General features: G+C 60.7%; 10 protein-coding genes. 4 read left to right on the top strand and 6 right to left on the bottom strand.

Translation table 11 applies throughout. The features are described from left to right. Window positions 1-280: 280 nt before the first annotated feature. Complete coding sequence (locus BFP96_RS28540; protein ID WP_065937467.1) at window positions 281-487, bottom strand: DUF6434 domain-containing protein; 207 nt, start codon at window positions 485-487, stop codon at window positions 281-283. A gap of 56 nt (window positions 488-543) precedes the next feature. Next, window positions 544-1869 (bottom strand): aminotransferase-like domain-containing protein, encoded by a 1326-nt coding sequence (locus BFP96_RS28535; RefSeq protein WP_065937466.1) that lies wholly within the window; start codon window positions 1867-1869, stop codon window positions 544-546. An 88-nt stretch (window positions 1870-1957) separates the two neighbouring features. Here BFP96_RS28535 and BFP96_RS28530 point away from each other — a divergent pair, with 88 nt between their 5' ends. Both BFP96_RS28530 and yghX read left to right on the top strand, forming a co-directional pair. Next, window positions 1958-2848, top strand: coding sequence for a DMT family transporter (locus BFP96_RS28530; protein WP_065937465.1), 891 nt, complete (start codon window positions 1958-1960; stop codon window positions 2846-2848). Window positions 2849-2917: 69 nt separating this feature from the next. Beyond that, on the top strand, window positions 2918-3805 hold the full coding sequence (gene yghX / locus BFP96_RS28525) for a YghX family hydrolase (protein ID WP_065895413.1): 888 nt from the start codon (window positions 2918-2920) through the stop codon (window positions 3803-3805). On the opposite strand, the gene BFP96_RS28520 is transcribed toward yghX, so the two are convergent. Continuing rightward, the gene (locus BFP96_RS28520; RefSeq protein ID WP_065895412.1) at window positions 3802-4986 is read right to left on the bottom strand and encodes a DUF2252 family protein; all 1185 of its coding nucleotides are present in this window, start codon (window positions 4984-4986) and stop codon (window positions 3802-3804) included. The two genes, yghX and BFP96_RS28520, sit on opposite strands and share 4 nt — an antisense overlap. A gap of 74 nt (window positions 4987-5060) precedes the next feature. Continuing rightward, window positions 5061-5939, bottom strand: a complete 879-nt coding sequence (locus BFP96_RS28515; RefSeq protein ID WP_065895411.1) for a LysR family transcriptional regulator — start codon at window positions 5937-5939, stop codon at window positions 5061-5063. Window positions 5940-6071: 132 nt separating this feature from the next. On the opposite strand from BFP96_RS28515, the gene ampC reads away from it, so the two are divergent. Together ampC and BFP96_RS28505 are read left to right on the top strand one after the other, a co-directional pair. After that, window positions 6072-7226 (top strand): class C beta-lactamase, encoded by a 1155-nt coding sequence (gene ampC, locus BFP96_RS28510; protein ID WP_065898322.1) that lies wholly within the window; start codon window positions 6072-6074, stop codon window positions 7224-7226. 155 nt (window positions 7227-7381) lie between these two features. After that, window positions 7382-11398, top strand: a complete 4017-nt coding sequence (locus BFP96_RS28505) for a hypothetical protein (RefSeq protein ID WP_065937464.1) — start codon at window positions 7382-7384, stop codon at window positions 11396-11398. 65 nt (window positions 11399-11463) lie between these two features. On the opposite strand, the gene BFP96_RS28500 is transcribed toward BFP96_RS28505, so the two are convergent. Together BFP96_RS28500 and BFP96_RS28495 are read right to left on the bottom strand one after the other, a co-directional pair. Then, window positions 11464-12741, bottom strand: coding sequence for an ATP-binding protein (locus BFP96_RS28500; RefSeq protein ID WP_065937463.1), 1278 nt, complete (start codon window positions 12739-12741; stop codon window positions 11464-11466). Then, window positions 12742-13449: a winged helix-turn-helix domain-containing protein gene (locus BFP96_RS28495; RefSeq protein WP_065885289.1), complete on the bottom strand. Its 708-nt coding sequence runs from the start codon at window positions 13447-13449 to the stop codon at window positions 12742-12744. Window positions 13450-13459: the final 10 nt, after the last annotated feature.

Raw genomic sequence — 13459 nt, 5'->3', positions numbered from 1 at the left:
CTGGCCCAGTGCGGCTAACCCGGCGTCCTGCCGGGTTGCCCACGGATTCAAGCCTGCGTTCGGCCAGCGTGGTTTGACGGGGCGCCTGAGATCAAGATCAAGATCAAAAGCGACTCGCTGCGCATCGTGGTTACCGGTGGGCGCGGCTGCTTTGTGTAGGAGCGAGCTTGCTCGCGAAAAACGCACAGGCGCCGCGTTGATTCAGGAAGCACGCGGTATCATTGACGTTTTTCGCGAGCAAGCTCGCTCCTGCAGTGGCGTCAACACTTTGGCTGTAGCCTCAAGCAGTGCGACGCTGCCACTCGTCCACCACATCGCCCAGTGTCTTGGGCGCGCCGTTGCGTATCCAGGCCATGAATGGACGGTTGAACTTGAATGCCGGGCCGCAGTGTTCAAGCATGAAACGGCGCACGTTTTGGGTATTCCTGTAGCTCGGGGTTACGGGTGTATCGCGGGTGATGACGCCCCTGTGCCAGTCGAAATCCATGTTATGCCTCGCGGGTGGGATGCTGGGCACCAACATAACCGCAAATCAGCCACGGTTCACCATTGCACCACCTTGCGCACGGTCATCAATGCCTGGCGTAACGCTGTCATCGACACCGACCCCAGGGCCAGGCGCAGCGCATGGGGTACATGGGCGGAGACGGCAAACGGTTCGGCGGTGGATACGCAGATGCCCTCGCGCTGCAAGCTCATGGCTACTTGGTCGGCGCGGGTGTCTTCGGTCAGCGGAAGCCACAGGAAATACGACGAAGGATGGCTGATGCAGGTCAACCCCGTGAGCACCTGCGCCGCCAGGCGTTGCCGGGCCTGGGCATCTTCGCGTTTTTGCGCCTCCAGCCGCGCGACGGTGCCATCTTCGATCCAGGCCACGGCGATCGCACTCATCACCCCCGGTACGTTCCAGGTGGTTGCCATCAGGCTGCGCTCCAGGCGCTTGACCCACGCCAGGGGCGCCGCGACAAAACCCACGCGCAAGCCAGTGGCGACGCTCTTGGAAAACCCACCCACGTACACCGTGCGCTCAGGCGCCAGCGTCGCCAGCGGCGGCGGTGCGTGTTCGGCGAGAAACGCGTAGGCGGCGTCCTCGATGATCATCAGTTGATGCTGTCGGGCGATCGCCACCAGGCGCTCGCGCTGCGCGAGGCTCATCACCCAGCCCAGCGGGTTATGCACGGTCGGCATGCTGTAGACCGCGCGCACCGGGCGCTTGCAGCACAGGGCCTGCAGGTGATCCAGGTCCGGGCCGGTGGCGCCGGCCGGGATTGCGACGATTTCCAGGTGCAGGGTTTCGGCCAGCACTTTCAAACCCGAATAGGTCAACGCGTCGACGGCAATCACGTCGCCGGGTTTGAGCAGCGCCATCATCGTCACTGCCAGGCCGTGCTGGGCCCCGCTGACGAGCAATACCTGCTCTGCCTGCGCTGCCAGTCCGCGATCCACTAGGTGCCGCGCGACCACCGCACGCTCATGCAGGCGGCCGGCATGGGGTTGATAACGCAACAGCGCTTCAAGGTCGCCGGACAACGCCAGTTGGCGCAGCGCGTTGCGCAACAAGTCTGCCTGGCCGGGCAATGACGGGTAGTTGAAATTCAGGTCGAGCATGCCGGTCGCCACAGGCATCTGCCCGCTGCCCTGCCCCGGCGGCAACGCTATCTCGCGCACGAAGGTGCCACGCCCGGTCTCACCACTGACCAGTCCCATCGCCTCCAACTCGCTGTACACCCGGCTCGCCGTCGCCAGCGCCAGCCCATGGTCGGCGGCGAGTTGACGGTGGGTGGGCAGGCGTGTGCCGGGTGGCATCTTCCCTGAGCGAATGGCCTCGGCGAACGTATCGACCAAGGATTTATAGCGAGCACGCGGCATAGTCGCTGTATCCATGACAATTTTTTGATTGCTCCAATCTTCGTCCCTAGGATGGCGCTTACGCAACTTTCCTTTTTTGGACATCGCCATGCAACGCACCTCCCTGTTCGGCACCCTGGACACCCGCACCCAGGGCTGGATCAACGGTTTTATCGGCGTGGTGATTTTCAGCGGCTCGTTACCGGCCACACGCCTGGCGGTGATGGAGTTCGACCCGGTGTTCTTGACCATGATCCGCGCGACACTCGCGGCCATCCTGGGGATGTGCCTGCTGCGGAGGTTCAAGGAAAAACGCCCCACCCGCCAACAATGGGCGCCCTTGGCCATCGTCGCGCTCGGCGTGGTGATCGGGTTTCCGTTGCTGACCGCGCTCGCGCTGCAATACGTGACCTCGGCGCACTCCATTGTGTTTATCGGCCTGCTACCACTGGCAACGGCCCTTTTCGCTGTACTGCGCGGCGGTGAGCGGCCAGGGCGGGTGTTCTGGTTGTTTTCGCTGCTGGGCAGTGCGCTGGTGGTGGGTTACGCCTTCGCCCAGGGCCTGAGCGCCGCGCCCGCCGGGGATGTGCTGATGCTGTTGGCGGTGCTGGTCTGCGGCCTGGGCTATGCCGAAGGCGCCACGCTGTCACGCAGCCTCGGCGGCTGGCAGGTGATTTGCTGGGCCCTGGTGGCGGCGCTGCCCATCGTCGCGCCGTTGAGCCTGCTGCTGGCACCCGCCTCGTTCACCGGCATCAGCCTGCCGGCCTGGCTGAGCCTGGGTTACGTAGCATTGTTCAGCATGTTGATCGGCTTTGTGTTCTGGTATCGCGGCCTTGCCCAGGGAGGCATCGCCGCGGTCGGCCAGTTGCAGCTGCTGCAACCGTTCTTCGGCCTGGCCCTGGCGGCGGGCCTGTTGCATGAGCAGGTGAGCCTGGGGATGCTGCTGGTCACGTTGGCGGTGATCGGTTGCGTGGCCGGAGCCAAAAGGTTCGCACGCTAGCGCGACGGCCCAAGGCCTGCTAAACAGAAGTGTCGTCCCCCGCCCTATTGCCAATCGAGGACTGCACCGATGACGCGTCTCACCGCCAAAGACTTTGCGCCCGAACTGCTGGAACTCTACGACGGCTACGCCCACGGCAGGCTTAACCGCCGCGAATTTCTCGACCGCGCCGCGCTGTTTACCCTGGGTGGCCTGACCGCCTCGGCCCTGCTCGCAGCCCTGAGCCCCAACTATGCGCTGGCCGAGCAGGTGAAATTCACCGATCCCGACATCGTCGCCGACTACATCACCTACCCGTCACCCAAGGGTAACGGCACCGTACGCGGCTACCTGGTGCGGCCGGCCAAGGCCGTCGGCAAGTTACCTGCGGTAGTGGTGGTGCATGAAAACCGTGGTCTGAACCCCTATATCGAAGACGTCGCACGGCGCCTGGCCAAGGCCGGCTTTATCGCCCTGGCGCCGGATGGCCTGACCTCGGTGGGCGGCTACCCCGGTAACGATGAAAAAGGCGTGGCCCTGCAGCAGACCGTCGACCCGACCAAGCTGATGAACGACTTCTTCGCCGCCATCGAGTGGCTGATGCACCACGACAGCAGCACCGGCAAAGTCGGCATCACCGGCTTCTGTTATGGCGGCGGCGTGACCAACGCAGCGGCAGTGGCCTACCCGGAGCTGGGCGCGGCCGTGTCGTTCTATGGACGCCAGCCCGAGGCCAGGGACGTGCCGCGCATCAAGGCGCCGATCATGCTGCATTACGGTGAGCTGGATGCGCGCATCAATGAGGGTTGGCCAGCCTACGAGCAGGCGCTGAAGGCCGCAGGCACGACCTACGAGGCGTATATCTACAAGGGCGCCAATCACGGTTTTCATAATGATTCGACGCCACGTTATGACGAGGCGGCGGCGAACCTGGCCTGGGAGCGCACCCTGGGGTGGTTTCGTAAATACCTGGTCTAGTGCTCCAGGGCATACCGGCGGCAGTGGTCGAGGTAGCCCTGCTCATGGCTGCCCACCAACTGCACCACGCTGGTCCAGAGCCACGACGGCGCATCCAGCTGACGCGAGCGATTTTCCTGCAACACGGCCATCCAGGCCTTGCGCGTGGCTCGGTCCATCTGGCGGGCGTGGGCCACACCGACAACGCGGGCCAGGTAACCGGCAGCATGCATGGCGTCGATTTCACTCAATTGATCCAGCTCCAGCTTCATGTCCTGGGGCAACAGTTCGCGGATGAAAAAACCGTGGTCCAGGAACCGTGTCGCCAGCATGCGCCCGCCCAACCCGGGCGACAACTGACGAGCGCCCTCCACCACCCGGCGCGCATTGTCGCGCGGCATTTTGGCGCGGGCCGCCCGTGGAGCGGCGGCGCCCACAGCTTCCTTGATATCGATCAGGCAATATTCCCGGTCGTCTTTGTCGCCCACCCCGAGCAATGCGGCATAGCGCAGTAAGCCGAGCGAACTGCAGCCCTTGACCCAATAGGCCGAGTCCAGCAATTCGACGTTGGCGTCCTTGGGTCGCCCCTTCAACGACGTCACCAACTGCTGGATGTCATCGGAGGCGCAGACCGCCGCCAACGCGCTTTTTTCCGCACGCGACAGCGACCAGAAGTGCTTGCCCAGGGGAATGGTAGGGCGCACCGCGTCCATGCGTTCCCGGGCCAGGTTCTTCCAGGTGCGCTCGACCGCGCTGCGCATCCCGGCCTTGACTTGAGAAGGGCGTGGCGGTGCCTCATCGGGCTTATCCTTGAACGCCTGCGCATAGCCCACCATCATTTCTTCGAGCATGCGCGCAGTGGTGACACCGGGCAAATCGGACCCGCGCGCGGCGGTCGCCAACGAAAGCGCCAGGCGGACCAGGTCGTGCGCGGGGTTGCCGATCACGGTCTGGTCGAGATCGCGGATGTGCATGTCGATGCGCCCATTGTTGTCGCCGGTCGGGCCGAGGTTGCCGGCATGGCAGTCCCCGCAGATCCAGATCGCCGGCCCATGGGGCAGACGGCGACCTGACTGACTGTGCAGCCACTCGTAAAATTGCACCGTACTGCCACGCACATAGGCATGGGCCGACCGGGCCATTTTCAAGTTACGCAGTTGCGTAAGGTGAGGCATGCGAGCTGACGGACGCGGAATTTTCATGAACTGACTCAAGTGCGGGGCTACGGTAGAGGATCGGCCGGCGAAAATGTTTCATTTTGTTTCAGTGATATCGCTCAGGGCTCTATTACAAGCGTTCCCAGCCACTGCTTGAACGCCAGCATGGCCGAGGTTTCGGCCCGTGACTGCAGGCGCGTCAGCCAGTAACTGCCGGTGCTGATCTGCACCTCGAAAGGCTGGCGAATCACATCGCGCTGCAGTTGCCGCGAAAACATCAGCGCCGGCGCAAGTGCCACGCCGACGCCCTGCAACGCCGCATCCATCATTGCCAACGACGAATCGAACACAATGCTGCGCGGCAATAAAGTGTCTGCGGGTAACCCGGCGGCCTGGAACCACAGGCTCCATTCATCGGCGCGGTAGGAGCGCAGCAACGTGTGTTTCAACAGGTCGGCCGGGGTGTGCAACTGTTCGGCAAGGTGCGGCACGCAGAGCACGCTGAGCGGTGCTTCCAGCAGTTGGCAGGCGTCGGTGCCGTGCCAGGCGCCGGAACCGAAACGGATCGCGTAATCCAGGCCTTCGGCGGCAACATCGACGCGGTTGTTGTGCGTGGACAGGCGCAGATCGATAAACGGGTAGCGGCTTTGGAAATCCGGCAAGCGCGCCAACAGCCAGCCCACCGCAAAGGTCCCGACGGCGCCGACCGTCAGCACCTCGCGGTAATGCCCGGCCTCGAACTGGCCCAGCGTATGGGCAATGCGGTCGAACGATTCGCGCAGCACCGGCAGCAGGGTTTCGCCTTCGCTCGTGAGCATCAGCCCGCGCGGCAGGCGTTTGAACAGGGTGACATTGAGCTGCGCTTCCAGGCTTTTAACCTGGTGGCTGACCGCCGCCTGAGTCACACATAACTCGATGGCAGCCCGGGTGAAGCTCAGGTGCCGGGCGGATGCCTCGAAAGCGCGCAGGGCATTGAGGGGGAGATGGGAGCGCAGCATGCTTTGCCCTATTTTTTCTAATGGCTCGTGCAAGATATCATCGTTTGTACCGCTTCCCGTTAACGCCTAGATTGGCGACGCCCGCGCAGGCCCCCGGCATTCGTCAACCCGTTACATGGAAGCGAAAATAACATGCACGAAAAATCCTGTCTTAGCGTACGAAACCTCCTGATTTTATCGTTATTGCTGGTCTCTGGCCCTTGCATGGCCGTTGCTGACCTGCGCAATGTGGTCGACAGCAATGTCAAACCGCTCATGCAGCAGCAGCACATTACCGGACTGTCGGTGGCCGTGGTCAGGAACGGTCAGGCGCAATACTTTAACTACGGCGTAGCGTCCAAGGAGAGCAAGCAACCTGTCACTCAAGACACGCTGTTCGAAGTCGGCTCAGTGACCAAGACCTTCACCGCAACGCTCGGCGGCTATGCCCTGGCCAGCGGCAAGCTGAAGCTGTCGGACAGCGCCAGCCAGCACTGGGCCGAACTGGCCGGCAGCGCGTTCGACCGCATCAGCCTGTTGCAACTGGCGACCTACACAGCGGGCGGCCTGCCGTTGCAATTCCCGCCGGCGGCTGACAGCGCCGCGACCATGCTCGGTTACTACACCCACTGGCAACCCGGTTACAGCCCCGGCACACAGCGTCTCTACTCCAACCCGAGCATTGGCCTGTTCGGCTACCTCGCGGCCAAAAGCCTGGGCCAGCCGTTCAACGTCGCCATGGAGCAGACGCTGCTCCCGGCGCTGGGCCTGAAAAACACCCATATCAACGTGCCTGCCGACCAGCTCGGCCGCTATGCCCAAGGCTACGATAAACAGGAAAAGCCGGTGCGCGTGGGCGCCGGCGCACTGGACAGTGAAGCCTACGGTATCAAGACCAGCGCCCAGGACCTGGCGGGCTACGTAATGCTGAACATGCACCCCGAGACCTTGAGCAAGGCGCTGCAACAGGCGATCGCCACCACCCACACCGGTTACTACACGGTCGGCGACATGACCCAGGGCCTGGGCTGGGAACGCTACCCCTACCCCATCACCGTGCAAACGTTGATCGACGGCAACTCAACGCCGATGGCGATGGAGCCGCACCGGGTCAACTGGCTGAAACCGGCCCAGGCGCAACCCGGCAACGTGCTGTACAACAAGACCGGTTCTACCAGTGGCTTCGGCGCCTACGTGGCCTATGTGCCGAGCAGGGACATCGGCGTGGTGATCCTGGCGAACAGGAACTACCCGAATGCCGAGCGGGTGAAAGTGGCCCATGCGATCTTGAGCGCGATTGATCACTGACGCCTGGCACAAAACCTGTACGGATGGGGTTGGGTAGCTCGGTAAAAATCTTGCAATAGTCAAAGCGGGAACGTGCTTTCGGAAATCGACGACGGATTAGCACTGCCGCACGTACGAAACGTGCGGTAGCTAAGTCGCCTTTCCGGAGTCCAGCGATGCCCGTTATCTCTCAACGCACTGCAGAACATCTTCCTACCGAGCAACCCTCTTCCACCGAGCCCGCTGCAGCGAATACGGCCACGGCGATTTCGCCTGCCGAGCACGATACCCCGACCCCTTCATGGATTGAGCTGATCAAGCGCTCACCAGGTTACAAAGCGGAAAGCCAACTTGCCGCCGCTTTTGCGGCCGAACTGGTCAATGCGGCAGTTGACGCGAGTGGCGGCAAATACGACACCCCGGTGTTACCCGTCTCTCTCGACTCAAAGTTCGGACAATGGCGCCAGCACCTGGATGACTTGCTCGCAGGGCCCGACTTTCAGCAATGGGCGGACTTCAATAACATTGATCGTTCCAAGCCCATTCGCATCTCCCCTCAATCGAGCGGGTCGCAGGAACACATCACCGCGACGCTCAAACCCCGGTCCCATCATTATCCTGCGCAACTGCAGGTGTTCAGCCCTGGACAGGGCAAACCGATGCCGGACTCCTGGCGGCTGATCATGCAAGCCGCGAGCACCTTGACAGGCGATCGCAGCTCCGTCGTAGTACCTGCCCCTGGCCAGTCCTCCCCCAGCGCACACGCCGAGCGTCCTGCCACGCTTTCCGAGATCGCCAAGTTTTACGGCGAATCTTTTCCTGATACCCGGCAGCAGGCCGTGGACCGCGCAAATGAGCTGAAACAGGAAGGCGCGTTTCCGATGCCCGATACCTCCCTGTCAAGCGCACAGCTTGAGCGGGGATCTGAAGAGACGCTCGAGCGGCAACACAAGACGCTGGGCGATATCAACAATAAAAACCGACTGTTCCAGCAGCTGAGCAAGGCACTCAGCCCCTCGCCCGAGCCCGCTGACACCCGGCCGCATTTCATCGCCGAGCCGCAGACGCCCGAGGCTGCCGAGCGCATCGAAAAAGCCCGGATCAAGGAGTTTCTGCAGAGTAACCACGTACAGATCGACCCCGCTTCCTGGTACTTCCAGGACGCGCAGTTGACGCCCGAGGATAACGTCAGCATTGAAAAATTCATCGCCGATAGCGGCCGTAAGATTCCGGAAACGAAAGATGAGATAAAAATCCTTATTGAACACCTCAAGCATGACGTCCTGCTGGCCCTGCCCGATGGCAACTTCAAGGGTGCCTTGGGTTGGGCGGTGCCTCTGAGCCTGTATGAACAAAAGCAGGTTTACTCGCACATCGCCTATAACAATTTGCAACTGCCTGGACTCGGCGGCACGCACGCCAGCGATAGAACCGGGGGGGCCTTTAATTACCTGACAAAAAACCTGCACTTCACCTCCCAGCAGCTTCAATATCCTCGCCAAATATTGAGGGAGATTCTCGCGTCACCCAAAGCCAGGGAGTTGGAAGCCGCCCTCCAAAAGAAGATGGGGGCCGCAGAGGATAAAGACAGTTCCGACTGGGTCTTGGCAGCGATGGCGTTGGGACTGGGCTCTCCATCCTGGATGGAACCCGCCAAGAGAAACGAAGTGGCCGGCTATGATCTGGCCGACAAAGCCTTTTACGGCAAGCCGTTGCAGACTATCCGCAAAGGCCTTGAGCAACACCTGGTGTCCAGCGGGCGCGCAAACCCTGATTTGGCGCCCACGGCCGCCTATCTGTTGGCCCCACCTGAACTGTTGGTCAAAGATATTCCCAACTACGTGACCTACGGCTCGCCCAGCTGGTTCAGCCTGAAAGTCACGGCAGCCTTCATCGAGGCAAAGAGCCCCGGCAGTTGCGCAAACATGACCTTTGACCAGGTGGCAAACTACGGCAGTCTGGAACCCATCACGGACGAGGATGAACAGCTGCTCGATGAGGTCAAGCAGGACGCATTGATCGATTGGGCATTGATGTTCGGGGTCCTGCCGGCCTCCACGACGGGCGACTATTCGGCCCAGCAATTGAACGCGGCGCACAGCACGTTCTCCGGGGTGATGGCCGGGCTGACGACTGTCAGCACCGACTTGAGCGCGCCCCTGCCCCTTCTGAAGGACAAGGCGTTGGAACTGATGGGCAAGCATATTAAAAATGTCGACCTCACCGCCAAGGTCATCACCCGAGCCGCGGATAGAACCAGTAATGCATTGAATACAGTGCCGTGGGACGTCACGTATGGCCCGTATTCGCTGCTGGACCTGAGTCTCTCCCAGAACCTCGAGGACCTGAAAGACAATCAAGAGTGGTACTCATCCGACCAGCAGAAGGTTCCGACTGGAGCGATCCAGGCGCTCAGCATCCTTCCCGATATAAAAGACCTTCACCAAACCGAACTGGCGGATTTCGAACGGCGCAGAACGAGTTCATTGACCAAACTCACCAAGCATCTGATTGCACAATTGCCCCTGGCCGATCGACAGCAACTGGAATATGGGAGCCTCGAAATACTTCGTCAAAGGCCGATTGAAAAATTCACAGCTACCGGAATCGCAAGCCACACCAGTCTCTCATACCCCAAGCCGCAAAAAAGCAACATCGACGAACCCCTGCTGATCAAAGCGACCCATCAAGGGCGCACAATCACCTATGAATTCAATCCAGCCAAAAATTACATACGCTCAAGCTCCACCGTCGCCGGCTTGCAAGGCAAATGGGAAGAGAAAAATACAAACTCGGTGACAGGATTCACCTACAAAAACGTGATTGTCGAGCCGCTGGTCGACGCCCAGATACGGACTCAGGATTTACAAGCCAAAGTTCCAAGTGAAGCGGCTATTCCTTTTTCCTATAACAGCCCGCGCAGCCAGTTTCTCGCTAACCTGGTTACCCGTTATTCCTATCAGGACTACGACTTGAAAGCCCTGACCGCCGCCGCCCATCACACCACCAAGTTTGACGAAGAAGACGGCGACCACGAAGCCAATACCAACGCTTTACTGGGTACCATCCCGCTTGCGTCCGGGATCCGGAAGGCGATTCAGGGCGACTGGCAAGAAGCGACCATCTCACTTGTATTTGATGGCGTCATGCTGCTCGCACTGGGTTTGCCGAAAGCAGTTCGAGGGCTATCCTCAGTGCCCTCCCAGCTCAGGAGCGCTCGAACATTCGGTGGCCAACTGTTCAAAAACGCACGCAACATTTCTGCTTATGCCTCCAATGGGCCATTCAGGAACCTGACCCGCGCCCGGACCGGACGCTATGAACTGTCCAAGTTTGCTTCCCGTCACGATGTGGTCGAGGGCACCTATAAAAAAGGCAGTGCAACCTTGTCTGCACCTGCCAAGTTGGACGGCAAAACCGGGAAATGGCATGCCTTCAACCCCGCAACGAACCGCACGTATGGAAAACCCCTTGAGAATTACACACCGCACGCGCACCTCGATGATGCAACGACCGGCCTGAATCGTCATGGGCTGACGAGCAGGGAGCGTGCGTTGGATATCGCACTCGGGAGGGATAATGTGATTCAAATGGGGCGCCCGATGAACGGCTTTAACGTCATCGGCAACGAAATACACACGTATTCGGATCTTTTCAAAAAAACAAACCGTCTTAACATCGTCGCCCATGGCGTAGAGCGCGGTTTTTTCGACAAGCTATCCGGAAACGGCGCAAAAGTGGTTGTGGACGATGTGCTCTATGATGCACCGGGACTGATTAAATTATTGCGCAGCAAAGGGGTGGACCCTGCCAGTTTCGATAACGTGCGCCTGCTAATTTGTTATTCGGCAGAAGGGCAAAGCAAATCGTTTGCGCGTCTATTCCAACAGGAAATAAAAAAACCCGTAAAAGCGTTTGAAGGTACGGTGACAATGACCTATGGCTCAACGGATGTAACTAAAAAAAGAATCAACATGCACAAAATTGTTACCGAGGCCAATCCAACGCAACCGCCGCATCTGGTCAATTTAGCGACCGACGTGTTGCTCAAGGACCAGTTTTTAGGAAAAATCACACCTACCATCTATAAAAACCATGGGCAAAAAATCAGGGTTAATGTGGCAAGTTTAAAGGAACCGGACAAATATGTAGACGCTGTCGTTGCGTACAAGCCTCGTCAATTCACGCGCTGAGCCGCTACCGGGACCTTAAGGGGCCTGTAGTTTATCGGGCGCTCGGCTTTTAGCTGGCGAGCACACTATGGCGCATACGCCCACGTCATCCGAAACGACGCCCCGCCCCACTCCGAATCCAGCACGTGCACCTGCCCGCCGTGCCACTGGCTGACCCGCTTGACCAGCGCCAGGCCCAAGCCAAAGCCGCCTGTGCGGCGGTCGCGGCTGGTATCCAGGCGCAGGAAGGGCTCGAAAATCTTGGTGCGCCCCTCCAACGGCACGCCCGGGCCGTCGTCATCGACCCGCACTTCATAGCCGCTGCCGAACTTCACCAGCGACACTTCCACGCGGCGATCGGCATAACGGATCGCATTGCGCAGCAGGTTGATCAGCGCCCGCGCCATGAAGCGCGGCTCGATCTGAATAACATCGACTTCACAGGTGCGCAGCGACAATTGCACGCCCGCCGCCTCGGCCTCCAGCGTCACGCTGCCGATCACGCTGTCCAGCCAGCTCTGGGCCTCGATATTTTCACGGGTAACCTGGGTCGCGCCGCGCTCCAGGCTGGCGTAGGTCAGCAGTTCGGAGACCATCTCTTCCAGCTCGCCAAGGTCGGCGTACATATCGGCGATCAACTGGCGGCTTTGGCGTGGATCGGCCTGCTGCTTGAGCTGATCCAGTTCAAAGGACAAGCGCGCAATCGGCGTGCGCAGTTCGTGGGACACCGCATTGGTCAGCTCGCGCTGGTTGGCGATCAGGCTTTCGATGCGCTCGGCCATCTGGTTGAAGTGCCCGGCCAGTGCGCGCACGGTAGAGCGGCGCGGCAGCAGAATGCGCGAGCCGAGGTCGTTGTCGCCGAAGCGCTGCGCCGCCAGGCGGATGTGTTCCAGGTCGCGCCAGTGCGGGCGCACCCAGAAGTACAGGACGATAGCCAGGCTCACGCCGAGCAAGCCATAGGCCCACAGGTACAGCCACTTGGGCTCTTCCGGCAGTCGAATCTCAAGCAATTGCGCGCCGTCGTCGATAGGCGCGAGAAACTTCATGAAGTCCTCGCGCACCACCACCTGATCATTGGCAAGCAGCTTCTGTTCACGCTCGCTCAGGTGCTGGGCGCCGCGCTGCACCAGTTTCAGACGCAGGCCATAATGCGGTTGCAGCTCATCCAGGCGTGCCTGGCGCGCCGCGCCCTGCACCGGCCGCAGTTGCTCCACAAGGGCCCACGCCGGGCCCCGCAAGGCCTCTCGGTTATAGGTCTCGTTGGACTCGGGCATGTACGCGTCCAGGCCGTAATTGACCAGCCAGATTGCCCCGGCCAGGCCGAGCGCGAGGATCACATAGAGACGCAGGTACAGGCGCAGCACCTAAACCTCCCACGCGAACGCATTGAACAGGTAGCCCTTGCCCCAGATGGTCTTGATGCACACCGGCTCCCGCGGGTTGTCATTGAGCTTGCCGCGCAGTTTGCTGATATACACGTCGACGCTGCGATTCAGGCCATCGAAGGCAATACCGCGCATACGGTTGAGAATGTCGTCGCGCGAAAGGGTGGTTCCGGCGTTGCTCGCCAGCAGCCATAGCAACTCGAACTCCATGGTGGTGAGGTCGATCTGCTCATCGCCCAGCCTGACCACCCGACAACTGCGATCAATCGACAACCGGCCAAACGCCAGGGCGCCGCGCACCACGGGCTCGGGCGCCTGGCGCCGTTGCAACGCGCGCAAACGGGCGAGCAGCACCGGTGGCTTGATCGGCTTGATCACGTAATCGTCAGCGCCGGACTCAAGGCCGAGGATATGGTCCAGATCATCTTCCCTGGCCGTCAGGATCACGATGGGGGTATCCGACACGCTGCGAATCTCGCGGCACACATGCAACCCGCTCTGGCCCGGCAGCATCAAGTCGAGCACGACCATTTTCGGCTTGAACGCCAGAAACGCCGCCAAGGCCAGATCGCCCCGGTGCACCACCCGCACCTCGAAACCGTGTTGCGACAGAAAATGCGCGATCAGCCCTGCCAGCCTCTCGTCGTCTTCGACGAGCAAGACCTTGCCCAGCCCCAGGTTTTCCATAAGTTCCCAG

The sequence above is a fragment of the Pseudomonas sp. 34 E 7 genome (genome assembly GCF_900005715.1).
In the GTDB taxonomy this organism is placed as follows: domain Bacteria; phylum Pseudomonadota; class Gammaproteobacteria; order Pseudomonadales; family Pseudomonadaceae; genus Aquipseudomonas; species Aquipseudomonas orientalis_A.
This window is presented reverse-complemented; position numbering and strand designations above follow the sequence as displayed.